Origin of the sequence: Enterococcus sp. DIV1059_2 (genome assembly GCF_051713685.1) — a bacterium.
In the GTDB taxonomy this organism is placed as follows: domain Bacteria; phylum Bacillota; class Bacilli; order Lactobacillales; family Enterococcaceae; genus Enterococcus_D; species Enterococcus_D casseliflavus.
In genome coordinates, this window is sequence record NZ_JBIOQK010000001.1 from 2,324,032 (window position 1) to 2,347,908 (window position 23,877).

A 23,877-nucleotide genomic window follows, 5' to 3' on the forward strand; every position below is an offset into this window, starting at 1 on the left:
ATAAAGAACAGCAACAAGCATTGGAATAGTAATTTTATGATGGTCTTAGAGAGTCGATGGCAGCTGAAAAATCGACACCCGCTGATAAAATGAACCTACCCAATGGCAATGACCGCAAAACGGTCGGTGGAAAGGCCTTATCCTTTACGAGTTGGATTATCCCTATCGATAATCAACAAAGGTGGTACCGCGAAATCCAAGCATTTCGTCCTTTTTTAGGACGAGATGCTTTTTTATTTTTTTAAGGAGGAAAAACAATGACACAAAAAAATGATTTTACAGAATGGTATATCCAAACGATCCAAAAAGCCGAATTGATGGCTTACTCCCCAGTGAAAGGTTCCATTATTTTCCGTCCTGACGGCTTCGAACTTTGGGAGCATATTCAAGAGGAGTTCAATCGTTTCTTGAAAAAAGAAGGCATTCGCAATGCATACTTCCCAATGCTGATTCCGCAAAATTTCTTTATGAAGGAAGCGGATCATATCGAAGGCTTTGCCCCTGAATTACCTTGGGTCACAGAAGTCGGCAACGAAAAACTGGAAGAACCTTTGGCATTGCGTCCAACCTCAGAAACCATGATCGGCTCTGCCTTTTCTGATTGGATCAACTCCTACCGTGACCTGCCTTATGAAATCAATCAATGGGCAAACGTCTTTCGTTGGGAAAAGAAAACATTGCCTTTCTTGCGTACCTCAGAGTTTTTATGGCAAGAAGGTCATACCGCTCATGAAAATGAAGAAGATGCTCGTCAACGCACCATGAAAGTCTTAGATGAATATGCCCGCCTTTGCGAAGAATTCCTAGCGATCCCTGTTTATCGTGGACAAAAAACCCCATCTGAGCGCTTTGCGGGGGCAGTAGATACTTATTCGATCGAAGCGATGATGAAAGACGGCAAAGCAGTCCAAGCAGGAACCAGCCACTACATGGGGACAAAATTTGCTGAAGCATTTGATATTACGTATTTAACGAAAGAAAACAAGCATACCCATGCCCACACAACCTCTTGGGGTGTCTCTACCCGCTTGTTAGGTGCCTTGATCATGACCCATGGCGATGAAAATGGTTTAGTTTTCCCACCAACCATTGCACCAACCCAAGTTGTGTTGTTACCAGTCGGTCCTTGGAAAAAGAATCCAGCCATCTTAGAAAAATTAGAAGAACTGTATGCCAACTTTAAAGCCAAGGGCATTCGTGTTCGTTTGGATGATTCTGATAACTCACCTGGCTATAAGTTCAATGAATGGGAACTAAAAGGCGCTTGCTTGCGAATCGAATGTGGCCCAAGAGATTTAGAAGCTGGCAAAGTCATGGTCAAAGTCCGTGACCTAGCTGACAAGCAAACGGTGGCGCTTGAGGAATTAGAAGCGTTTGTTGACCAAGAATTACAAGCAATGACTCCACGTTTATTAGCAGCTGCGAAGGAACGAAACAAAGATAATGAGTACACCAACATCGATACATTGGATGAACTAAAAGCCCATATCGAAATGTGCAAACAAGAAGACAAAGTGACTGGTTTTGTTTTGATCGGTTGGGATGGCTCGGAAGAAACCGAGGCCAAAATCAAAGAAGAAACTGGCTTTACTACCCGAAACATTCCGTTTGAAGCACCAATGGAAAAAACAGTCGATATTGTCAGCGGCAAACCTGCCAAACACACCGTTTGGATCGCCCGCGCATACTAATAAAAAACGAAGCAGCCAGATGGAAAAGGCTGCTTCGTTTTTTGATTAATAAATCAATGAAAGAAAATCTTCAGTCGTGATGTTGCCAAAATATTTTTTGACATCAATGTTGGCAATGACTTGTGCCAAATCTTCTTTGGCATAACGAGTACCGATCAGTGCTTGTTCTACATCTGCAATGTCCCCTAGGCCGAAAAAGTCGCCAAAGATTTTGGCATCTGTGATTTTTCCTTCTGCCACATTTAAACGAACTTCGATGGAGCCGATCGGGAATCGATGACGACGTTCGATATCAAAGGCTGGTGATTTGCCGTAATTCCAATCCCAGTTACGATAATACTTATCGGAAATCTCATTGATATTGACCCAATCCTCTTCTGTTAGTTCATAGGTTTTGACGTCTTCCACGGAATCGACACCAAAAATCTTCAATAAGATTTCTTGACGGAACTCTTCAGTCGTCATGTCTTGCTTCTCTTTTGGCAAGAATGGTTTGATGTTGGTCACTCTTGAACGGATCGATTTGATGCCTTTTGATTCGATTTTGTCTTTACGGACTTTCAAGGCGTTAACTACTTCATTGATATCACTGTCAAACATGATCGTGCCATGAGCAAACATCCGGCCATTTGTTGCGTACATCGCATTCCCAGAAAACTTCATGTCATTGATCACAAGGTCGTTGCGGCCTTTTAGTTGCGCCCCTTCAACCCCCATCTCATGTAAAGCTTGGACGATTGGTTTGGTCAGTTTTTCAAAATCTCTGAAAGAATTCCCATCGTCAGGCATAATAAAGCTGAAATTCAAGTTTCCGAAATCATGATAGACTGCACCGCCGCCGCTGAAACGACGAACGACATGGATCCCATGTTCATCCACATATTCCTTATTGATCTCTTCGATCGTATTTTGATTGCGTCCAATGATAATCGATGGTTCATTAATGTAAAAAAGTAAGATGGGTTCATCCACTTTCATTTCTTGAAGAAGAAAAATCTCGATGGCTAAATTGATGCGTGGGTCATTCAGTTCGTTCGGTACAAAAAGCATACTATTCGTTCCTCCTAATTAGATGATTTCAATTATTTTTTGAACAGCCGCCAATTCAACGGGGATTCCATTGGCAGCTAGTGCAGCCTCTTCTCGTAACTGTTCTAAATCACCGTGTTGCGGCAAATGCGTCAACATTAATTTTTTTACCTGCGCCGCATGGGCAATCTCGCCTGCTTCTTTTGACGTAAAATGAGCCTTGTGACGCTCATTGCCTGCAAAAAGATAGGTATCTGCCAAAAACAGGTCAGCTCCTTGTGCAAACGGAACAAAAGATTCTAAGTAGCCAGAATCGCCTGTAAAAACAAAAACCTTGCCTGTACTTTTCTCAACAAATCGCATGGCATAGCAAGTGACTGGATGGATCGTTTTCATAAAGGTAATGGTAAACGGGCCCAATTCCAATGACTCCGCTTGGAGGTAATCAATTCCTTGAGTCACTCCAGGCATCGTCAGGCTTTCAAAATGAACTGTGTCCTCCCCATGTCCGTAGATCGGCAAAACCTGGCGTTCTTCGTTTCCTGGATATAATTGCCAATAGTATTGCAATACCCCTAGATCCGCAATATGATCGTGATGGTAATGCGTCAGAATCACTGCATCTAAGTCTAAGGGATCAAGGATTTTTTCTAGTTGGACCAAGGTGGTGCTTCCCGCATCAAGCAGCAAATGAAAGCCTTCCGACTCAATTAAATAGCCAGTAGTCCCTTCACCATTATACGGATAGGCACCTAAACAACCTAAGACAGTTATTTTCACTTGTGTTTCCTCCTCTTTGGCTCAAGCTGGTTTTCTACTTCTTTTATGCTATCACATCTCAGCTGATTTGACTAAAATCCGACCATTTTTTTGCAAAAAAAGATCGAGAAAACGAGAAAAAAACGACGTCTATTGGTAGAACCCTATGAATGAGTTTTTTACTCTATCTGCAGGGAGCCAGACCAATGGGCCGTCGTCTTTTTTGTTTATCTGATCATCGCTCGTTGTTCATTGATCAATTCCTCATAAAATACTGCATTAACTGCATAAGCGTAGGCGTTTGCCCATAGCATCCCGACCATCAGTGCTAAAAAGCCGAGAATAAACCAACCAATCAATGATAACTGTAGCCAAATGTATTGACCCAGATGTGGACGCAAGAGCGCAAAGGCCACTTTAATTGACTGAAGAACCCCTAATTCCGGTTGATCATAGCGCAGATAGATCGCTAATTGGATCACACCAGTAACGACTTGTGACAAAAAGAAGAACAAAATGATGGCGAGAAAAGTCCCGAGTACAAAAGCCAGGGAGCCATTAAACATCGCCAAATCAATAGAGATTCCCCGATTAAAATTGAATACCAAGTCCAAATATTGATTGAGCCCTGATAAGACAAACTGCGGCAAGAAAATCGCAAAACTCAAAAGATAATTTAAAAGCGCGCTCACTAAATTTAGTAGCAAAAACGGTACATACAGACGTTTATCAAAGACGAGAAAAATATCCCCCACCTTGATTCCTCTGCCACGAACCAGATAGAGTGCCATGATACTCAACGCTACCGAAAACGCAAAGAAGACAAAATTGTCCAAGATCAGATCGATCCAGCTCCCTGCATTGTTTGCACCAAAAGAAGTCCCAATACTACTAAAAAGCGAGCTGACCACCGCTTGTACCGCAACCGTCGCTAAAATACTTAAGACGAACGTTCCCCAGAATCCGCGCAAGGAGTTTTTGGCGGTCTCTCGAATCATTGTATTTGATCTCATAGACTCACCTTAATAACTGCGCAATGCTTTAACGGTCTTATCGTCTAAGCGGCGAACCACTTCCGTTACAAGCTTGACTGTATTGAAGTAGTCATCCTCATGAATGACAGAAGTATGAGAATGCAGGTAACGAACTGGCACGGTAATAGCGATCGAAGGGACCCCATCACGAGTCAAATGCATTTGACCAGCATCGGTTCCTCCACCAGTGATCACGGTATATTGGAAAGGAATTTCCATTTCTTCTGCGACATCGATCACAAAATTCAATAATTTCTTGTGAGGAATCATGGAAGCATCAAAAATCAGGACTTGTGGGCCTTTGCCTAACACAGAATCCGCTTCTTTTGGTGTCATTCCAGGTGTGTCCCCAGCGGTACCAGTATCTAGTGCGATCGCGATATCGGGATTCACTAAGTGAGTGCTTGTTCGCGCCCCTCTTAGGCCAACTTCTTCCATCACGTCACTGCCAGCAAACAAGCAGTTGGGATGTCCTTCGGCTGCCAAGGTTTCTAATACCCGCAGTGATACCGCCGTACCGATTCGATTGTCCCATGCTTTGGCTAATAAAAATTTGCTGTCGTTCATCCGTTTGTATTGGATATAAGGGGTGATCATATCGCCCGGACGGATCCCCCAACCTTTGGCTTCTTCTTCACTTGAAGCGCCGATATCAATGAACATATCTTTGATATCATACGGTTTATTTCGAGTCTCTGGACTCAAGACATGGGGTGGTTTTGAACCGACGACACCGTGGATCAATTTGCCTTCATTGGTTTTGATCTCGACTTGCTGTGCCAGCATCACTTGCCCCCACCAACCACCAAGGGTCTGGAATTCAATAAAGCCTTTTTCTGTGATTTTAGTTACCATAAAGCCGACTTCATCCATATGTCCCGATATAAAAATTTTCGGTCCACCGCCATCACCAACATGTTTGGCAATGACACTTCCTAAACCATCAAAAAAGATATCTTCAGCAAAGTCTTTGGCATATTCTTTAAAGACTTCACGCACTTCCTCCTCATTCCCAGGAACCCCACGTGCAGTCGTTAGGTCTATTAAAAGCTGTTCTTCTTTTTTCTCCATCTTGCTTCCTCCTTTGTCTCATTGATTATGATTATACCATTCTCTTAATCTGGTGCCAGAGGGAAATACAAAAAGATTGGTTAAATGAAAAAACGATCCTCGTTTTGTAGTGATCCTCAAGATTAGATTTTTTGGTCTAACTTGTAAGGTTCGCTTCAATTCTAAGGATCGTTTTATCAAGAATTCAATCAAGTTTCAATTATTCGCAGACACAGCTTGACGGTAATCAAATAGGCAAATAGATAGACGACTGCTGCAACTGCCGCAAACAAATGAGCCACCCAATACCCAGGACTGTCGATGATTTGGGTGAAGGTATTGATGGCAAAGACGGCATGCAAGATCGCCAGTAGCGTACCTGGCATAAAAATCCAGATGTTTTGCCAGTAAACGAGTTTGCGTACTTCTTTTCGGGTGTAACCTAGTTTGGTCAATAATCGGTAATTGTGTTTCTCCCGCTCGGTATTTGAAAATTGCCGAACGATCAAACTGCTGGATGTCGTGATCAAAACGATCACACCTACAAATAATGACACAAACAAAACGATTCCTGCTTGCCGCCGCACGCCGCGCATCGTTGTAAAACGATTCGCTAAGGTCAGTCGATATGCGGTCATCTGGTTATTCTCACTGGTGGAATCTCGGGCAGTCTCTGGATAAAAACGCACGCTTTTTTGGTCATCGCTAAACTCATAGGTCAAAGGATGCGTCCACTCAATCGGCAGCTCTTCATCTAGCAGCTGAGTCAAGCTCTCCGTTTGCACCTTGTCTGTTTGTAAATAAGCAACGCTATAGGTGAAGCCCTCAACTTGTTGGTACGCATCATCTTGGATGACAAGGACATTCGGCAAGGAATAGCGCAAGGCAGAATCCCCAAAATAATCCTGTTCTGCTTGAATGAGTTTGAACGTATGTTGACTGCCGATTTTGACCTCATCGCGATAGGTGATAAACGAACGAGTCACATCGTATTGACTGTCAAAAAGCACCGCTTGTTTATCGGTACTCAGTTGAATCTCCGGGGCATCGGGAACCAGTTTTCGCAGACGCTGATAATCAGAAAAAGCGACCAGATTCACCATGATATTTTCAATATTTTCGTCTTGCAACTCTCCAAGGTAACGGGTTTGAACCGTCATATTGGTCATTTTATAGGGAATCGATTGTTCGGCAATAATCGGTGTATCGGCTTTTTCTAAAAGGTCCCGCAAGGTATCTGCCTGCTCTTCTGACACTTGAAAGGACGTTGGGTAAATGCGGTTCGTTGCTTGATAGTTTAATGAGATGACCCCCATCGTTCCCCCGATCAGGGAGATTGCGATCGCTGTGATGATCGTCAAAAGCGCATAGCTTTTCCACGTTCTTTGCAAGTAAGCCCGCACGTTATTGTAAGCAATCAGTTTCGCCCCTTTGATAAGACGTTTTTTCGGCTTGCTCAAAAAATATAACAATGCTGGCAAGGAGCAATCAAAAAAAAGATAGGTTGCCGTCACACAGCAAAACAGAATCAATAAAGGAATCCATAAAATTGCTGAAAAATCTTGTGTATACGTGATATAGTTGGTCCACGTTTCCCGCAAGGTCAAAGACAGATAGTAGCCTACCCCTAGTAGAATCAGACCTAGAACCCCCATTAATGAACGAAACGGGGTCATTTTCATTTTCTTGATCGGTAAGCGGTATTCAGTCTTGATCAGCTCACTCATTGGGGTACGCCATACAAAAAGGATCACTTGAATACTCAAAATAATCATCGCCGCGATAAAGACAAAAACCGTTGAAAAAATCGATTGGGGTGAATTAAAGAAATGACTCGTTAAATTCAAGCCCATCGCTCGAATCAAAATCATAGAAAAAAATTTCGAAAAAATAATCCCCATAAAGATGCCGGTCACTAAAGAGAAAAAGTTCAATAGAAACGTTTCCCGCAGCAACAGCCAAGCCAGACGACCTTGCCGCAGCCCCAAAAGCTGGTAAACACTGATTTCTTTTTGTCGCTGACTAAGAAAAAAATGATTGGCACTCAGCATAAAAAACAAGACGACAAAGGCAACCACACTGCTGCCGAATCCTAAAACCCCTTCAATGCGGATATCTTGCTGGACCCGTTGATTCAGCAGACGATCATTCATCAAGGCGTTAAAGGAATAAAAAATCATCACGGCGGTCATCATACAAATAAAATACACCATATAGTTGCGAAACTGCCGCAAGAAACTCCGCCAGCCGATTTTAAACAACATGGCGCGGACCGCCTCCAATCGTTGCCTGCATATCGATGATTTTTTCAAAAAATTCCTGACGCCCGCCTTTTTTGACGACTTCTGCAAAGAAGACACCGTCTCGGATGAATAAAATTCGGTTGCAGTAGCTGGCGGTGAAAGGATCATGGGTGACCATCAAGATCGTTGTTTTCTCTTGTTGATTGATTTGTGCTAAATACCGTAACAATTCTGTCGCCGCTTTTGAATCAAGGGCGCCAGTGGGTTCATCAGCAAAAAGGACCGCCGGACGACTAATGATTGCTCGAGCAGCAGCGACCCGCTGTTTTTGCCCTACAGACAATTCTTCTGGGTAGCGATCTAACAAGTGCTCGATTCCTAACAAATTGGCCGTTTGTTCAATGCGCTCTTGGGTTTCACTCACGGGCAAACGATCAATGGCAAGGGGAAGCAAGATATTGTCTCTGGCTGTCAACGCCTCTAAAAGATTAAAGTCTTGAAAGATAAAACCGATCTGCTGACGACGAAAATCACTGAGGGCTTTTTCCGACATTCGGGTAATGTCTTTGCCATCGATATAGATCGAGCCTAAGCTAGGTCGCATGATTGAAGACAACAGATTCATCAAGGTCGTTTTCCCAGCGCCGCTGGGCCCCATGACCCCGACAAATTCTCCTTGATCCACTGCAAAAGAAAGGTTATCTAATACTTTGGTTTGATTGAAACGAGTGCCGTAACTTTTGGTCAGATGCTTCACATCAATCATATTTTTCACATAGAACCCTCCTTTAATAAAATTCTCTCCTTATGGTAGCATACTTTTTCATTGAATACTTCTGCTTCAAAACAGAGAAAAAATAAATTTAAAAAAGTTTTTTATTCATTATGTGAAACATGGAACAACCAAATCCTTAATCTTATCAGTTTTCTCAGAAAACACCCCAATGAATATACACCATATATTGTGTATATCCAATTTATCAACCCTTATTCACCACTATATATAGTTGCTCATTTCTACAATTTGTTTTATTATATTGAGGAAGATAAGGAGTGGTAGAAATGATGAACATTAAGAGAAATCCTGAGCAAGGGTTGGAAAGACAGTCCGCTTTGCGTCAGTTAAAAATCGTAAAACGTGATGGACGGCTTGTCGATTTTGATGATCAAAAAATTTACGATGCGTTAGTGAAAGCCCTAAGAAAAATCAACGGCGAGCTTTCTCCCATCGACCACGAAAAAATCACCGAGATCGTTGACAGTGTCGATCACGAGATCGCGGAACGTTTTCGTACGAATGTAAAAATCTATGAGATCCAAAATATCGTCGAGCATATCTTATTAGCAAAAAACGAGTATGCCTTGGCTGAAGAATATATCAACTATCGGACCCATCGTGATTTCGAGCGCAGCAAAGCCACAGACATCAACTTTACGATCAACAAATTGATGAATAAAGATCAATCGGTCGTCAATGAGAATGCCAATAAAGATAGCAATGTGTTCAATACACAACGTGATTTGACCGCTGGGATCGTAGGAAAATCGATCGGTTTGAAAATGCTCCCTCCTCACGTGGCAAATGCTCACCAAAAAGGCGACATTCATTACCATGACTTGGATTATCATCCTTACACCCCAATGACCAACTGCTGCTTGATCGATTTTAAAGGCATGCTGAATAATGGGTTTAAAATTGGGAACGCCGAAGTGGAATCGCCAAAATCGATCCAAACGGCCACCGCTCAAATCTCACAAATCATTGCAAACGTAGCATCGAGTCAATATGGCGGCTGTTCTGCTGATCGAACAGATGAATTATTGGCTCCTTTTGCTGAGTTGAATTATCAAAAGCATCTAAAAGATGCCGAAGAATGGATCGAGTCGCCTGAACGTCGGGAAGCTTATGCGAAGAGCAAAACGCGCAAAGATATCTACGATGCAATGCAAAGTCTAGAATACGAAATCAATACGTTATTCACCTCAAACGGACAAACGCCGTTTACTTCCCTTGGCTTTGGTTTAGGAACCAATTGGTTCGAACGGGAAATCCAACGAGCGATTCTCCAAATTCGCATCAACGGGTTAGGCAGTGAAAAGCGTACCGCTATTTTTCCAAAATTGATCTTTAGTATTCGCCGTGGCGTCAACTTGGCCCCTACCGATCCGAACTATGATATTAAAGAACTGGCTTTAGAGTGTGCCACCAAACGGATGTATCCTGATATTTTGAATTATGATAAATTGGTTGAATTGACCGGCAGCTTTAAAGTGCCGATGGGCTGTCGTTCTTTCTTGCAAGGCTGGAAAAACGAACGTGGCGAAGAAGTCAATGTCGGTCGGATGAATCTAGGCGTCGTAACATTGAATATTCCTCGGATCGCCTTAGAAGCAAATGGTGATCAAGAAAAATTCTGGACGCTGCTGGAAGACCGTCTGCAAATCGTCAAGGATGCTCTTGTCTATCGGGTGGAGCGCTGTAAAGAAGCCAGCCCTGCGAATGCGCCGATCCTTTATATGTATGGGGCTTTCGGTGAACGCTTGGATCGCAAAGACAATGTGAATGAACTATTCAAAAACAAACGTGCTACTGTTTCTCTTGGATATATCGGTTTGTATGAAGCTGCTTCGGCTTTTTATGGTGGAACATGGGAACAAGATCCAGAAGCAAAAGCCTTTACCCTAGCGATCGTGAAAGAATTGAAAGCTCATGCAGATGCTTGGGGCGATGAATACGGCTATCATTTCAGCGTATACTCGACGCCTAGTGAAAGCCTGACTGATCGTTTCTGCCGCTTGGATACCGAAAAATTCGGTGAAGTTGAAAACATTACCGACAAAGAATACTACACCAACAGCTTCCACTATGATGTGCGGAAAAATCCGACACCATTTGAAAAACTTGATTTTGAAAAAGAATATTCAAAATACTGTTCTGGCGGGTTTATTCATTACTGTGAATACCCAGTCTTGCAGCAAAATCCAAAAGCGTTAGAAGCGGTTTGGGATTACGCTTATGATCGGGTCGCCTATCTTGGAACAAATACCCCTATCGATCACTGTTATGAGTGTGGGTATGAAGGAGATTTCAATCCAACCGAACGGGGCTTCGAATGCCCGCAATGCGGCAATCATGACCCAAAAAGTTGTGACGTCGTCAAAAGAACCTGTGGGTATCTTGGAAATCCTCAAGCTCGTCCAATGGTCAATGGACGGCACAAAGAAATTTCTGCCCGGGTCAAACATTTGCAAGAATAAACGAAAAAGGAGTGCTAGAATTCTTCTACACTCCTTTTCTTGAAGACCAATCCCTGTAATTCATGATAGAAAGAAGTTTTCTTATGAGAAATCCGAAACCTAAAGAATGGCAAGCCAAAGAATATAGCCAAAATTATATTGCTGATTACAAAGCCTTCAACTTTGTTGATGGTGAAGGCATTCGAAATAGTTTATACGTGAGCGGCTGTCTCTTTGCTTGTGAAGGCTGTTTCAACAAAGCGGTCCAAAACTTTCGCTATGGTACACCTTTTACGCAAGAACTAGAGGATCGAATCATCGAAGATCTGCGGCATGATTATGTCCAAGGGCTGACCCTCCTGGGCGGCGAACCTTTCTTGAACACAACAGTCTGTCTGAAAGTCGTTGATCGGGTTCGTGCTGAATTTGGGCACAGCAAAGATATTTGGAGCTGGTCAGGCTACACCTATGAAGAATTGCTTTTGGAAACACCCGATAAATTGGAACTTTTATCCAAAATCGATATTTTAGTCGACGGTCGTTTTGAACTGAGCAAACGAAATTTAAACTTGCAGTTTCGCGGCAGCAGCAATCAACGAATCATTGATCTTGCTGCATCTCGGGAACAAGGAAAAGCGGTTATCTGGGCAAAGTGCAAAGATGCTGAAGCAAGCTACGAACAAATCAAAAAACAAATTTAAAAACTAAAAACACCGTGCATCTTGAGGTGACCCCAAAAGTTAGACCAAAAAATCGAACTTTTGACGGTCACCTCCTCTTTCTTCAAAGATGATGCACGGTGTTTTTTTATGTTATCTCAACTCAGTGACCAAGCTTTTTACAGGTACTTACTTGCTTCACGAATCGTCAAAGGCGCCAGACTTGTTTGATAGCGAAGCAGAAAGTCTTGGACCCACTGAGGATTCGTCTTGGCATAATCTCGTAAGCTCCAACCAATGGCTTTGTTGATAAAGAATTCAGAACTACCCAAATTATTGTCGATGACCTCTTCAAGCAGTGGTCGATCCATCTGTTCTTTTTGCAGCAGTTGATGGAGTATTGCCACTCGCCGCAGCCAAAGATTTTCCTCAAGACTCCAGCGAAGCATTTCAGCTTTTAACGCTGGCAGTCGGCGAACTAGTTTTCTGACAACCTCACTTAGGGCATCCACGCTATCCCACCAAGCTTTTGTTATGACTAGCTGTTCAATTTTTGCCAGATCGATGGCCGCTAGAAACGGCTCCATCACCACTAAATAATCAATCGCAAGGTATTGGTGTTCCCGATAGCTGCTTTGCCAACAATGATCGATAAAGTCCCAATCAACCGTTTTCGTTTGTTTTGCTGCTTTGAAGGTCGCTTTCTCCTGCTGGCGGCGCAACGGCGTAGGAATGCCTAAAAAATCAAACTGATGCCGCATGTAGGCGGCCATTTTTTCACTTCGCTCCTGATCAGCCAACCCCACCATCGTGTCATATACTTGATAGAGTGTCATTTTGCTCCTCCTCTTCTGACTACTGCTCGTCAGATAGTTGCCATAAGGGCAGTACGATATTTTCATAGGTCAGTGGATCAAGATTTGTGACGGTGATCCCCAAAAGACGGATGCCTTTTTCCAGACCTAAAATTTCTTCCCAAATCAGACTTGCTTCGGAAAATAGCTGTTCTTTTTTATGAACATAGGTTGGCAAGGTCACTCGCTTGGTGATCGTAGAGTAATCACTGTAACGAACTTTCAACACGACCGTCTTGCCATGTTTTTGTGTGCGCTTCAGTGATCTTTCGACTTCTTCTGCGATAGCCCGTAACTGGCTCAATACTTGTTCTTCACTGGTTAATGGATTGCCGTATGTATGCTCTTTTCCAACTGATTTCCGTTCTCTCGTCACACTAACTGGGGAATCATGGATCCCTCTAACTTTCCGATACAAGGAATACCCCATTTTGCCAAATTCACGAATCAGCGCCATCTCACTCCAGCCATACAGATCAGCTCCTGTAAAAATACCTAACTCATGCATCCGCGGAACAGTTTTCTTCCCGATCCCGTGAAATTTATCAATGGGTAATTGTTGCAAAAATGCCACTGCCTCATCTGGCATCACCACCGTCAATCCTCGTGGTTTATGATAATCCGAAGACAGTTTTGCCAAGAATTTGTTGTAACTGACTCCTGCCGAACAGGTCAGATGAGTCTCTTGCCAGATGTCTCGTTGAATCAAACGAGCGATCTTAATTGCTGAAGGACAATTGATCTTGTTGACTGTGACATCTAGATACGCTTCATCAATAGAAACTGGTTCGATGATGTCGGTGTATCGATGAAAAATTTCTCTGACTTGCTGGGACACTTCACGATACTTTTGATGATTTCCCGGTTTAAAAATCGCTTGCGGACAAAGCTCATAAGCTTTTTGCGCACTCATTGCCGAGTGGATGCCATATTGTCGTGCCAGATAATTGGCGGTCGTGACCACTCCTCGTCCGCCAGTATCACTTGGGTGACGGGCAATGACGAGGGGATGCTTGGCAAGCTCTGGATCATCCCTTTCTTCCACCGAAGCAAAAAAAGCATCCATATCAATATGAATAATTTTGCGGCTCGTATCATTTTTTAAGGGAAATTGCAGTTCCGACATCGTTGTTCACCTCACTTCTTATTATAAACGAACAGAGGTTCCCTATCAAGCAAGGAATCGAGGGAAGCACGCAAAAAGGACCAATCTTCATTGGTCCTTCCTTCTACATTCACTGCTTTTGCGGCCCTCTTCATGGTCCAAGAAGTTCTACTATAAGGCAGCTTCCCCTCGTTCATTAGTGCGAATCCGAATCGCTTCTTCCAACGGGTAGACGAATATTTTGCCGTCACCGACTTCATCTGTCCGACAGATCGATACAATCAGCTCAATCACCGCATCGACTTTTTCATCTGCTAAAACAAAACGGACATTTACTTTTGGTAAAAGAGTTGTGATCACTTCTTGGCCACGAATAAACTCTTTGAGGCCTTTTTGATTGCCACAGCCCAGCACTTGACTGACTGTCATGCCGCTGATCAAATCAGACTGATCCAAAGCGGCCTTTAGTTCTTCTAATTTTTCTTGGCGAATAATCGCTTCAACTTTTTTCATGACTGCTCCTCCACTCTTAAGAGTCTAACCCCATAAAGGTAGGATAGGCCGTTTCGTCATGTTCGATCCGATCCATCCCCACTGCTTCTTCTTGTTGCGATACGCGAATCGGCATTACCCATTTGATCAAAGTGATAATGACAAAGGATAAGATACCTGCGAATAGAATCGTAAATACGATACTTTCGGCTTGTGCGAGAAAAAGATCAACGCCGCCATAGAGCAATCCTGACCGTCCACCCACTGCTGGATCCGCAAAGATCCCCGTCATCAAACCGCCAAAGATTCCGCCTACGCCATGGCAGCCAAAGGCATCCAGCGCATCATCTAATCCTAGACGATGTTTGATGACAGAAATAAAGAAGTAGCAAAACGGACTGACTAAAGCGCCAATGATAAAGGAAGACCAAAGCGAGACAAATCCCGCACCTGGTGTGATGGCAACTAAGCCCACGACGGCTCCAGTACACGCACCAACGATCGTCGGTTTGCCCAACACGATTTTTTCGATCAGCATCCAAGAAAGCATCGCACTGGCTGCTGCCGTATTCGTGGTCATTAGGGCGTGGATCGCTAGACCATCAGCTGCTAACGCAGAGCCAGCATTAAAGCCAAACCAGCCAAACCATAAAAGGCCAGCACCTAGTACAACAAAGGGAATATTATGAGGACGATATTCGGTTTGATGAAATTCTCGCCGCTTACCGACAACGACCGCTAAGACTAACCCACTGATACCCGAACTGATATGAACGACATTGCCTCCTGCAAAATCGATCGAGCCGATCGCATCTAAGAAACCGCCGCCCCATACCATATGTGCCATTGGAAAATACACGAGAACTAGCCAGAAGCCGATAAATAGGAAAATAGCTGAGAAACGCATTCTGCCCACGACAGATCCAGTAATGATCGCCGTTGTGATCAAGGCAAACATCATTTGAAAGGCCGCAAATAACCCTTCAGGAATCCCTTCTCCTTCTGTCATCGAGACATGATTGAAAAAGACTTTATCTAAATTCCCAATAAATGAGCCTGTGCCGCTAAAAGATAAGGTATACCCTAAAGCGACCCATAGCACAGACGCCAAGCCCATCGTACAAATCACCATCATCATGGTATTGAGGATGTTTTTGCGACGTTCCAATCCTCCGTAAAAAAATGCCAATGCTGGAGTCATAAGAAAAACCATGCCGCTACAAATTAAAATAAATGCAATATTCCCTGTGTTCATTTTTGACGCCTCCTTTTCTTTATGTTAGCTATCCTAACATCATATTTTCAAATAATCTAGATTTTTCTGAGAAAACCGTGAATTTTCTGAAAATAGCTAACTATTGATGTCAGATAATTTAACACAAGTCCGAAAAAAGACAAAAAAATACCGAGAGAATTCTCGGTATGATTACGTTTCTAATTGATGGTAGGCTTGATAAACAAGCTGTTTCTTCACTTGATTGCGTTTAGCCACTTCTTTGATGGCTTCTTTCGAAGACAAGTCTGCCTCTTCCATCAAGGCTGCCACCTGTTCAGCATAGCTTCCTTCATAAACGACTTCAGGGATTTCAGAAGCGCCTTCCACTAATAGACAGCATTCCCCTTTGATTGGTTGTTGGTCGAGGTATTCAATCAATTCTGAAAAGGTCCCTCGCAAATATTCTTCGTGGATTTTTGTCAATTCACGGCAGATAACTGCTTGACGTTCTCCCAATACCTCTTTCATCGTTTCGATCGTCGCTGCGATTCGATACGGTGACTCATAAAAAATCATCGTAGCTTTTTGGCTTGCCAATTCACTTAACGCTTGCTTTTGTTCTTTTTTCTTACGAGGCAAAAAACCATAAAAAAGATTCGGCTGCGGTGATAAGCCAGAAGCGATCAGCGCGGTCAAACCAGCCGTAGGTCCTGGGAGCGCAATCACTGCGATTCCTTCGACCAAGCACGCCTTGACTAATTCATGACCTGGATCACTAATGGAGGGCATACCAGCATCACTGCATTGGGCAATAGTCTTGCCCATTTGCAGCTGTTCTATCAGCTGTGGCACCCGTTCTTTATAATTGTGTTCATGTAAGCTTTTTTGCGGTGTCGCAATCTCAAAATGATTCAACAATTTCTGGGTATTTCGAGTATCTTCACTTGCGATCAGGTCCGCTTCTTTTAAAATTTTGACACATCGGAACGTCATATCTTCCAAGTTACCGATCGGTGTTGGAACAAGATACAGTTTCCCAGTGTCTTGTTTATAACTTTGCTGCTTTTGCATGTACTGCTCCTTTCGAAAAAAAGACCAGCAGAAACTGATCTTTTTTCTAACGAACCGCTTCGTCTGTCAGCTATTTGCCGCTTTCACGATAGATCACTTCTAGACAAAACGCACAAGGTTCGTCATGTTCTCTGCGAGAACCGTATAAGTCATAACAAACATGAAATCCTTCTTCGTAAATCTTTTCTAAATTCATCCTTGATTTAGAAAGCTCTTGTTTGACCGATTCAGCGGGTGCATCTGCCACTTGGTTCAACTCACGAATGTGTTCACGTAAGCGTTGATTTTCCAATTCTAATGTCGTATTTTTTTCGACGATTTCTTGCAAAGACTGCTTCATTTCCGCTAGATTATTCAAGGAATTTTGCAACTCCACTTCTAACTGATTCAATCCGTCATATATTGATCGTTTGTCCATGCTCATTATGGTCACCTACTTATTTTGTCACTAGTTCTTCATAATCATACTCGATTGGTGTTTGCCGATCATGCAAACGGACTTTGATCACTCGGCTCAACAGATCCAGCCCGACCACACGCCCTTTGCCATCTGGCGTTTCAACTTCCTTGCCGCGATCCGGCAATTCTTTTTTTGCACGCTCATACTCTTCACTTTCGTACTTAAGACAACACATCAAACGACCACATAACCCTGAAATTTTTGCAGGATTTAAGGAGAGTCCTTGATCCTTAGCCATCTTGATGGACACTGGGATAAAATCGCCTAAAAACGTCGCACAGCATAGTTTGCGACCGCAGGGTCCAACTCCGCCTAGCGCCTTTGCTTCATCCCTGACACCAATTTGCCGCAGTTCGATCCGTGTATGAAATTCACTTGCCAAGTCTTTGACCAACTCACGAAAATCAACGCGGCTTTCTGCCGTGAACGAAAAAATCAGTTTTGTGCGCTCAAAGGTATATGCCACCCGAATCAGCTTCATTGGCAGCTGGTGTGCTCGGATTTTTTCTTTCCCGATTTTCAACGCTTCGTCTGCTGCTTTTTGATTGGCGGCAGCTTGCTCTAAATCTTTTTTCGTCGCTCGACGCAGGATCGGTTTGACTGCTTGAGGCAAATCGCTCTCATTCATTTTTCTGCTTTTTGTAACCACCGTGGCAAGACATTTGGCATCTTGTGATTCCACGATGACTTGTTCATTTATGGTATAGGTCTGTTTTTTTGGTGTGTAAAAATAAATCTGGCCCACGTCATGATAACGCACTCCGACAACTTCGATCATCTCTGGTCTCCTTTTCCGGCTGCTGCGTTTTATCCATAGATGATTTTCACGGAAAATTGTTCTGCCACTCCTTGGAAAGACACATTGGCTTGCAATTTTTTTTGTGCTTGCAATGCGGCTTCAATGGCACGATTGATCTCTTTTCCCCATAAACCTTGTGCCAACAATCGATCTCGTTCCTCTTGAAAGTAAAATAACAAGAGCAAAAAGATTTCTGATTGCTGATTTTTTTCTTTTGCTAGACCCAATAATTTTTTCTGAACAAAAATAAATGCTTGCGGGTCTTTCTTCAAAAGGTAATTCACCCAACGCTTAACAGCATCCTTAGTTTCATTAAACCATTCATCCTGCGAGATTTCAACTGCTTTATGATAACTATTCGTCAAGTGGCTCAGAAGTCGACTCGTCTCTTTGGAAAGTCCTTCTTCTTGGAGCTTCTCCTGTAGTTTTTCTTTTGACAGCTGCGAAAAATGAATGATCTGACAGCGAGACTGAATCGTCGGCAAAATACGTCCTAAACTCTCAGTTTCTAAAATCGCCAAAAAGTTTCCCACCGGTTCTTCCAAAAACTTTAATAGGCTGTTGGCAGCGCTGTTGTTCATTTTGTCAGCTTGAGACAAAATAAAGATTTTCAGACGACTTTCAAAGCCGCTTTTTGAGAACTCCTCTTGCAACTGCCGAATCTGGTCGACTTTGATCATCTGCCCATCCGGCTCGATTTGGATGACGTCAGGATGCTCTCCTTGGGCGATCCGCAGACAATTGCTGCATGTGCCGCACGGGGCTTCTTCTTGCACATTGGTACAAAAAAGGCGTTTTGCGAGCCACAGACTTAATTCGTGCTTGCCAGTCCCCTTGTCCCCTTCAAAAAGATAAGCATGAGCAATGCGCCCATGCTTGATACTTTTTTTTAGTTGGGCAAAAACAAGAGGCTGATATTCTTGTAGAAATAACTCCTCCATGAAAAGCTCCTTTTTTAATATTGATGGAATCCGTCAACCGGTAGCACGAACACAGTTGCTCCGCCGACTTCGACTTCGACTGGATAAGGAACTTGACCGTCTAAGGAAATGTCTAAAGACATCGGTGTCGAGACATATTGTTTTCTTGATTGACAGGTTTTTTTGATCAATTCTAATGCATCTTGTACCCGATCGTCTTCAATACCAATGATAAACGTACTGTTGCCAGCCTTTAAAAACCCACCCGTTGAGGACAATTTTGTAGCACGGATATTGGCATCAATAAACTCATTTGCCAAACGATTACTGTCTTTGTCTTGTACGATTGCCATAATTAATTTCATGGGACCATCTCCTTTGTGTTATCCAACCTACTCTAGATTGACTTGAAGTAAGCAGGATACGATTCAACGATTGCTGAATAGCTGGATTCAACAACTTCTTGTAACCCCATTCTAGCATCAATCTTATGAATGCGTACAGGATTTTCTTCCGCCAGCTTAAGATACGCATGACGAACCCGTTGATGAAACTCCAATCCTTCCGAATCTAAGCGGTCATATTGATGTGCGCGGTTTTCTTGGATGCGACGCAAGCCAGTATCAGAGTCAACATCTAGATACAAGGTAAAATCAGGCGTCGTTCCTTCCGTCGCAAACTCGTTGATCCGTGCGATCTCAGGAATCCCGATGCGGCGTCCAGCTCCTTGATAGGCAAGCGAACTGTCAACAAAGCGGTCACAGATCACAATGTGTCCAGCATTTAATGCCGGCAGGACAACCTCAATCAAGTGTTGGCGGCGGGCCGCTGCATAAAGTAAGGCTTCCGTCCGCTCATCCATTTCTTCATTTCGCGGATCTAAAATAATTTTACGAATCTTTTCAGCGATTTTAACTCCGCCAGGTTCTCTTGTTTTCACGATTTTTCTTGTTGCTTCAAGCTGTAACCGAGGATACACCTCTTCGATCACACTGGTTTTTCCAGCACCATCCGGTCCTTCGATGGTTATAAACAATCCATTCACCCTAATTGCCTCCAATATCTTTATAATTCTCGGCGACCTTCTACTGCTTTTAGCAAGGTCACTTCATCCGCGTATTCAATATCGCTGCCCACAGATAAGCCATGAGCCAAACGCGTGACTTTAATACCAGCAGGCTTGATCAAACGTGACATATACATCGCCGTTGCTTCACCTTCCGTGGTCGCATTGGTCGCAATAATCACTTCTTTGACCTGATCATCATGCAGCCGCTGTATCAGCGATGCAATGTTGATATCTTCTGGACCTGTCCCTTCCATCGGGGATAACACGCCATGCAGCACATGATAAAGTCCATGATACTCCCGGACTTTTTCTAGTGCCATGACATCTTTAGGCTCTTCAACCACTAAAATCGTTTCTTTGTCTCTTGTTGGATCACTACAGATCTCACAAGGATCTTCTTCAGTTATATTTCCGCAAATACTGCAAAAGTGCAAATCTCGTTTGACACTAAGCAACGATTTGGCAAACTCATTGACGACTTCTTCTTTCATATCGATTGTATAAAATGCCAAACGTGTCGCGGTTTTTTGTCCGATTCCCGGCAGTTTCATGTAACTGTCGATCAATCGGGCGATCGGTTCAGGATATTGCACCGTCATTTCTCCTTTTATAGACCCGGAATGTTTCTTGTATATTTGCCCATCGTTTGTTCCGATTCTTTTTCAATTTTCTTCAATCCGTCATTGACAGCTAAAATGATCATATCTTGCAGCATTTCCACATCGTCAGCATCAACGATCGCTTCATTGATAGTAATGTCTTGTAATGTCTTATCGCCAGTAAAGGTCGCTTTGACATAGCCATTTGTCGATTCGCCGATAAATTGTTTGCTGTTCAGCGCTTCTTGTTCTTTCATCATTTCTTTTTGCATTTTTTGCATTTGTTTCATCATGCCTTGCATATTTCCCATGCCTCGCATCATTATCAATCACTCCATTTTCATTAATTTTCTTCAATGCTGGTTAATTCACCAAATAACTCTTGCGCTTTTGTTACTAAGTCGTCATTTTCAGGTTCGACAGGAGCGGCTTCGGTCTCTTCTTGGTCTACTTCAATTTCCGAATCTGCCGTTGCTTGACCGCCGGCCAAAAACTCTTGCCGTAGTGCTGGCCAACTTTCTTTTGTGATAAAGACAGCCTGGGGGGCGTAGTCTTTGATCATGCGAGACAATTGATTATGGATCATCAATTGAAACTCTTGGTCGTTACTTGCTCGCTGGCATAAGATCTCATAGTCAAAAGCGATCACGACGCCCGATTCGCTGGCAGCTTTTGCTTCACTGGAATGCAGCATCGCTCTTTGCGTCACGGAAAGAGACATCAAAAGATCGTCCCAAACATTGCGAACGTTTGCCAAGTCTTTCTTCGTTGCACTTTTCAGTACTTGGAACACGCGTTCCTTTGGTAAACGGAACGTAGTGGTCGCCTTGGCTTTCTTCACTGGCGCAGTGGTTTCCGCAACGGCACCTGCCGGTCGATTCTCCTGCAGTCGTTGCACCTCTGCCTGAAGTTTTTGCAATGCTTGCCGTAACTGCGCCACTTCTTGACTATTATCAGCTGAATTGCTAGCAACAGCAGCACTTTCTGGATCATTGGCTAATTTGACCACAGCCACTTCCAAATAGATCGTAGGATTGTTCGTAAATCGTACTTCATTTTGCGTATCGTTTAAGACCGTGATCCAGTGATAGATTTTTGCTGGCGGGGTATTTTTTGCCAGTGTTTGAAACGCTTCAGTCAACTGCAGCGACTTTTCAGAGAGCAGCTGCGGCGCTTGTTGATACATCAGCAAGTCTCGACAATAAACCAACAAGTTTTCCAATAAACGTCGGGCTTCTTTACCAGAGGCTAATAACTCCCGCAAGGTCGCTAACGCATCGGCAACTTCTTTTTCCCCGCAAGCTTGCATCAGACGGTCCATCATTTCATAGGACAAGCTGCCCGTCACTTCAAGAGCATCTTGGGTCGTTACGGTTCCATCACTAAAAGCGATCGCCTGGTCGGTGATACTCAAGGCATCCCGCATACCGCCTTCTGCGGCTCGCGCAATGATCTGTAAAGCTTCTGCCTCATAATTGATCTCACTAGTAGTAAGGACCGTTTCTAAATGACCCACGATATCTTGCGTATTGATCCGTTTGAAATCAAAGCGTTGGGTTCGGGAAATGATCGTTGCTGGAATCTTATGGGGCTCTGTTGTTGCCAAAATAAAGACAACATTTTTCCGTGGTTCTTCCAATGTTTTTAGTAAAGCGTTGAATGCGCCTGTTGACAGCATGTGCACTTCATCAATGATATAAACTTTGTATTCAGCTTGGGTCGGTGCATAGTTCGCACGATCACGAATAAAGCGAATTTCTTCTACACCGTTGTTACTTGCCGCATCGATTTCGATCACGTCTTCTTGCGTCCCTGCTGTGATTGAGCGACACATATCGCACTCATTGCAAGGCTCACCGTTGACCTGGTTCGGACAATTGATGGCTTTGGCAAAAATTTTCGCTGCACTTGTTTTCCCGGTTCCTCGAGGACCCGTAAATAAATAGGCATGCGAGATCTGGTTTTGATCGATTGCATTTTTTAAGGTTTGGGTAATTGCTTTTTGTCCGACAACATCATCAAAACGCTGAGAACGCCAAACACGATATAATGCTTGATAAGCCATAGTTTTCCACACTCATTTCAAAATTCGCTACCTTCTATTATACGTAATATCAGCCAAAAAAACCACCGTTTGCGTGGGGGAATCTCAAAAGAAATGGAAATTTAATCCGCAATCTCCAATTTGTCTCTTTTATTCAAATCCACCTGCGAACGAACCGTTTATTGATGGATTTTGCGAAAAACTCCTCTCCAACTTTAGACTGATAACGTAAATCTCACCTCCTATGGTATAATGAATCTATGTTCATCTATTGTGATGAAAACAATTTAAAGGAGGACTGAAAATGGGTATTATCAAAGCGGCAACAAGCGCAATTGGCAGCGGATTAGCAGATCAATGGCTAGAGGTGATCGAGCCTGACAATATGAGCGATTCGACAGTAATGACAAAAGGTGTCAAAGTGCGGCGTAATGACAAACGCGGTTCCAACAGAAAAGGCACAGAAGATGTCATCACTGATGGCTCAGTGATCCATGTCTATCCGAATATGATGATGTTATTGGTTGATGGCGGGCGAATCATCGATTATACCGCCGAAGAAGGCTACTATACAGTGAAAAACGAATTAGCGCCTTCAATGTTAAACGGTTCATTGAAAGATGCGATTTCTGAAACGTTTGACCGCTTTAAGTTTGGTGGCGTTACACCGCAAAAACAACAAGTTTTTTATATCAATCTACAAGAAATCAAAGGGATTCGCTTCGGTACTTCCTCGCCTTTGAATTATTTTGACAACTTTTACAACGCAGAACTTTTCTTGCGGGCGCACGGAAACTATTCCTTACGAATTACCGATCCAATTTTGTTCTATACGAATGCGATCCCAAAAAACAAAAGTCAAGTCGATATCAACGACATCAACGAGCAGTACTTAGCTGAATTTTTGACCGCCCTACAAACAGCGATCAACAAAATGTCCGCTGATGGCGAACGAATTTCTTACGTTCCATCTAAGAGCATGGAATTAAGCAAATATATGGGAACAGTTCTTGATGACAGTTGGCAAGAACTCCGAGGAATGGAAATCGTTTCGGTTGCCGTCGCAAGCATCTCTTATACGGATGATTCCGTAAAATTGATCAACATGCGGAACCAAGGGGCAATGTTAGGTGACCCTTCGATTCGTGAAGGCTATGTTCAAGGTTCGGTAGCTCGTGGTATGGAATCTGCCGGTAGCAATGCCGCTGGCGCTACGACTGGGTTTGTTGGCATGGGCATGGGGATGAACGCTGGTGGCGGTTATTTGAACCAAGCGTCACAAAATAACCAACAGCAGATGCAGCAGCAACAAGCACCTGCACAAAGCAACGCAGATCATTGGGACTGCCCACAATGCGGCACATCTAATACTGGTAAATTCTGCAGCAATTGCGGCACGCCTAAACCAACGAGCGATGGACCAAGTCTGAAAATGAAATGCAGCGATTGTGGTGAAGTGATTGATTTAGCCAACGGCATTCCAAAATTCTGTCCGAATTGCGGCAAACCTTTCAAAGGTGTCCCAGTAGACTAATTGAGGAGGATT

General features: G+C 43.4%; 23 protein-coding genes and 1 other annotated feature. Of the genes, 4 read left to right on the forward strand and 19 right to left on the reverse strand.

Annotation, left to right across the window (positions count from 1 at the left end; all coding sequences use genetic code 11):
* Positions 1-11: 11 nt before the first annotated feature.
* Positions 12-216, forward strand: a binding site (T-box leader).
* Between the two features lie 41 nt (positions 217-257).
* Positions 258-1,691 (forward strand): proline--tRNA ligase, encoded by a 1,434-nt coding sequence (gene proS / locus IGI72_RS10750; protein WP_015509942.1) that lies wholly within the window; start codon positions 258-260, stop codon positions 1,689-1,691.
* 45 nt (positions 1,692-1,736) lie between these two features.
* On the opposite strand, the gene IGI72_RS10755 is transcribed toward proS, so the two are convergent.
* From IGI72_RS10755 to IGI72_RS10780, 6 genes are all read right to left on the reverse strand, one after another.
* A complete protein-coding gene (locus IGI72_RS10755; RefSeq protein ID WP_438754164.1) occupies positions 1,737-2,741 on the reverse strand; it encodes a lipoate--protein ligase in 1,005 nt (334 codons plus the stop codon).
* A gap of 18 nt (positions 2,742-2,759) precedes the next feature.
* Entirely contained in the window at positions 2,760-3,500 is a 741-nt protein-coding gene (locus IGI72_RS10760) for an MBL fold metallo-hydrolase (RefSeq protein WP_218212623.1), read from the reverse strand.
* Between the two features lie 206 nt (positions 3,501-3,706).
* The gene (locus tag IGI72_RS10765) at positions 3,707-4,492 is read right to left on the reverse strand and encodes a DUF975 family protein (RefSeq protein ID WP_438754166.1); all 786 of its coding nucleotides are present in this window, start codon (positions 4,490-4,492) and stop codon (positions 3,707-3,709) included.
* Between the two features lie 9 nt (positions 4,493-4,501).
* Entirely contained in the window at positions 4,502-5,584 is a 1,083-nt protein-coding gene (locus tag IGI72_RS10770) for a M42 family metallopeptidase (RefSeq protein ID WP_010749523.1), read from the reverse strand.
* A gap of 188 nt (positions 5,585-5,772) precedes the next feature.
* Positions 5,773-7,827, reverse strand: coding sequence for an FtsX-like permease family protein (locus tag IGI72_RS10775; protein ID WP_060793061.1), 2,055 nt, complete (start codon positions 7,825-7,827; stop codon positions 5,773-5,775).
* On the reverse strand, positions 7,817-8,581 hold the full coding sequence (locus IGI72_RS10780; RefSeq protein WP_438754169.1) for an ABC transporter ATP-binding protein: 765 nt from the start codon (positions 8,579-8,581) through the stop codon (positions 7,817-7,819). Before IGI72_RS10780 ends, IGI72_RS10775 begins: the two co-directional genes overlap by 11 nt.
* Before the next feature lie 287 nt (positions 8,582-8,868).
* Between IGI72_RS10780 and nrdD the strand changes: the two genes are divergently transcribed.
* On the forward strand, positions 8,869-11,064 hold the full coding sequence (gene nrdD / locus IGI72_RS10785; protein WP_438754171.1) for an anaerobic ribonucleoside-triphosphate reductase: 2,196 nt from the start codon (positions 8,869-8,871) through the stop codon (positions 11,062-11,064).
* 83 nt (positions 11,065-11,147) lie between these two features.
* Positions 11,148-11,744, forward strand: a complete 597-nt coding sequence (gene nrdG, locus IGI72_RS10790; protein WP_005229836.1) for an anaerobic ribonucleoside-triphosphate reductase activating protein — start codon at positions 11,148-11,150, stop codon at positions 11,742-11,744.
* Between the two features lie 137 nt (positions 11,745-11,881).
* Here the strand turns inward: nrdG and IGI72_RS10795 are convergent, their stop codons facing one another.
* The 13 genes from IGI72_RS10795 to dnaX all read right to left on the reverse strand — a co-directional run bounded on the left by IGI72_RS10795 (position 11,882) and on the right by dnaX (position 22,352).
* Positions 11,882-12,538 carry a DNA alkylation repair protein gene (locus IGI72_RS10795; protein WP_438754173.1) on the reverse strand — a complete coding sequence of 219 codons (657 nt, stop codon included), beginning with the start codon at positions 12,536-12,538 and terminating at the stop codon, positions 11,882-11,884.
* A gap of 19 nt (positions 12,539-12,557) precedes the next feature.
* Entirely contained in the window at positions 12,558-13,682 is a 1,125-nt protein-coding gene (dinB, locus tag IGI72_RS10800; RefSeq protein WP_005229832.1) for a DNA polymerase IV, read from the reverse strand.
* Between the two features lie 150 nt (positions 13,683-13,832).
* Positions 13,833-14,174 carry a P-II family nitrogen regulator gene (locus tag IGI72_RS10805; protein WP_005229830.1) on the reverse strand — a complete coding sequence of 114 codons (342 nt, stop codon included), beginning with the start codon at positions 14,172-14,174 and terminating at the stop codon, positions 13,833-13,835.
* Positions 14,175-14,190: 16 nt separating this feature from the next.
* The gene (locus IGI72_RS10810; protein WP_195961201.1) at positions 14,191-15,408 is read right to left on the reverse strand and encodes an ammonium transporter; all 1,218 of its coding nucleotides are present in this window, start codon (positions 15,406-15,408) and stop codon (positions 14,191-14,193) included.
* A gap of 171 nt (positions 15,409-15,579) precedes the next feature.
* Entirely contained in the window at positions 15,580-16,440 is an 861-nt protein-coding gene (rsmI, locus tag IGI72_RS10815) for a 16S rRNA (cytidine(1402)-2'-O)-methyltransferase (protein ID WP_015509949.1), read from the reverse strand.
* Positions 16,441-16,510: 70 nt separating this feature from the next.
* Positions 16,511-16,858, reverse strand: a complete 348-nt coding sequence (locus IGI72_RS10820) for a DNA replication initiation control protein YabA (protein ID WP_026008088.1) — start codon at positions 16,856-16,858, stop codon at positions 16,511-16,513.
* A gap of 19 nt (positions 16,859-16,877) precedes the next feature.
* On the reverse strand, positions 16,878-17,678 hold the full coding sequence (locus tag IGI72_RS10825; RefSeq protein ID WP_005229821.1) for a PSP1 domain-containing protein: 801 nt from the start codon (positions 17,676-17,678) through the stop codon (positions 16,878-16,880).
* A 29-nt stretch (positions 17,679-17,707) separates the two neighbouring features.
* Positions 17,708-18,640 (reverse strand): DNA polymerase III subunit delta', encoded by a 933-nt coding sequence (gene holB / locus IGI72_RS10830; RefSeq protein ID WP_087627663.1) that lies wholly within the window; start codon positions 18,638-18,640, stop codon positions 17,708-17,710.
* Positions 18,641-18,654: 14 nt separating this feature from the next.
* On the reverse strand, positions 18,655-18,984 hold the full coding sequence (locus IGI72_RS10835; RefSeq protein ID WP_005229817.1) for a cyclic-di-AMP receptor: 330 nt from the start codon (positions 18,982-18,984) through the stop codon (positions 18,655-18,657).
* A gap of 32 nt (positions 18,985-19,016) precedes the next feature.
* Complete coding sequence (tmk, locus tag IGI72_RS10840) at positions 19,017-19,664, reverse strand: dTMP kinase (RefSeq protein ID WP_438754176.1); 648 nt, start codon at positions 19,662-19,664, stop codon at positions 19,017-19,019.
* Positions 19,665-19,684: 20 nt separating this feature from the next.
* Positions 19,685-20,281 (reverse strand): recombination mediator RecR, encoded by a 597-nt coding sequence (recR, locus tag IGI72_RS10845; RefSeq protein ID WP_005229813.1) that lies wholly within the window; start codon positions 20,279-20,281, stop codon positions 19,685-19,687.
* Between the two features lie 14 nt (positions 20,282-20,295).
* The gene (locus IGI72_RS10850; protein WP_005229811.1) at positions 20,296-20,610 is read right to left on the reverse strand and encodes a YbaB/EbfC family nucleoid-associated protein; all 315 of its coding nucleotides are present in this window, start codon (positions 20,608-20,610) and stop codon (positions 20,296-20,298) included.
* Positions 20,611-20,630: 20 nt separating this feature from the next.
* Positions 20,631-22,352 (reverse strand): DNA polymerase III subunit gamma/tau, encoded by a 1,722-nt coding sequence (dnaX, locus tag IGI72_RS10855; protein ID WP_015509951.1) that lies wholly within the window; start codon positions 22,350-22,352, stop codon positions 20,631-20,633.
* Positions 22,353-22,635: 283 nt separating this feature from the next.
* On the opposite strand from dnaX, the gene IGI72_RS10860 reads away from it, so the two are divergent.
* Complete coding sequence (locus IGI72_RS10860; protein WP_438754178.1) at positions 22,636-23,865, forward strand: SPFH domain-containing protein; 1,230 nt, start codon at positions 22,636-22,638, stop codon at positions 23,863-23,865.
* Positions 23,866-23,877 lie beyond the last annotated feature (12 nt).

What these genes read in the sequence shown, in the direction of transcription:
- proS (WP_015509942.1), top strand. Translation starts at nt 258, where the DNA reads ATGACACAAAAAAATGATTTTACAGAATGGTATATCCAAACGATCCAA.
- IGI72_RS10755 (WP_438754164.1), bottom strand. Translation starts at nt 2,741, where the DNA reads ATGCTTTTTGTACCGAACGAACTGAATGACCCACGCATCAATTTAGCC.
- IGI72_RS10765 (WP_438754166.1), bottom strand. Translation starts at nt 4,492, where the DNA reads ATGAGATCAAATACAATGATTCGAGAGACCGCCAAAAACTCCTTGCGC.
- IGI72_RS10770 (WP_010749523.1), bottom strand. Translation starts at nt 5,584, where the DNA reads ATGGAGAAAAAAGAAGAACAGCTTTTAATAGACCTAACGACTGCACGT.
- IGI72_RS10775 (WP_060793061.1), bottom strand. Translation starts at nt 7,827, where the DNA reads ATGTTGTTTAAAATCGGCTGGCGGAGTTTCTTGCGGCAGTTTCGCAAC.
- nrdD (WP_438754171.1), top strand. Translation starts at nt 8,869, where the DNA reads ATGATGAACATTAAGAGAAATCCTGAGCAAGGGTTGGAAAGACAGTCC.
- nrdG (WP_005229836.1), top strand. Translation starts at nt 11,148, where the DNA reads ATGAGAAATCCGAAACCTAAAGAATGGCAAGCCAAAGAATATAGCCAA.
- IGI72_RS10795 (WP_438754173.1), bottom strand. Translation starts at nt 12,538, where the DNA reads ATGACACTCTATCAAGTATATGACACGATGGTGGGGTTGGCTGATCAG.
- dinB (WP_005229832.1), bottom strand. Translation starts at nt 13,682, where the DNA reads ATGTCGGAACTGCAATTTCCCTTAAAAAATGATACGAGCCGCAAAATT.
- IGI72_RS10805 (WP_005229830.1), bottom strand. Translation starts at nt 14,174, where the DNA reads ATGAAAAAAGTTGAAGCGATTATTCGCCAAGAAAAATTAGAAGAACTA.
- IGI72_RS10810 (WP_195961201.1), bottom strand. Translation starts at nt 15,408, where the DNA reads ATGAACACAGGGAATATTGCATTTATTTTAATTTGTAGCGGCATGGTT.
- rsmI (WP_015509949.1), bottom strand. Translation starts at nt 16,440, where the DNA reads ATGCAAAAGCAGCAAAGTTATAAACAAGACACTGGGAAACTGTATCTT.
- IGI72_RS10820 (WP_026008088.1), bottom strand. Translation starts at nt 16,858, where the DNA reads ATGGACAAACGATCAATATATGACGGATTGAATCAGTTAGAAGTGGAG.
- IGI72_RS10825 (WP_005229821.1), bottom strand. Translation starts at nt 17,678, where the DNA reads ATGATCGAAGTTGTCGGAGTGCGTTATCATGACGTGGGCCAGATTTAT.
- holB (WP_087627663.1), bottom strand. Translation starts at nt 18,640, where the DNA reads ATGGAGGAGTTATTTCTACAAGAATATCAGCCTCTTGTTTTTGCCCAA.
- IGI72_RS10835 (WP_005229817.1), bottom strand. Translation starts at nt 18,984, where the DNA reads ATGAAATTAATTATGGCAATCGTACAAGACAAAGACAGTAATCGTTTG.
- IGI72_RS10850 (WP_005229811.1), bottom strand. Translation starts at nt 20,610, where the DNA reads ATGATGCGAGGCATGGGAAATATGCAAGGCATGATGAAACAAATGCAA.
- dnaX (WP_015509951.1), bottom strand. Translation starts at nt 22,352, where the DNA reads ATGGCTTATCAAGCATTATATCGTGTTTGGCGTTCTCAGCGTTTTGAT.
- IGI72_RS10860 (WP_438754178.1), top strand. Translation starts at nt 22,636, where the DNA reads ATGGGTATTATCAAAGCGGCAACAAGCGCAATTGGCAGCGGATTAGCA.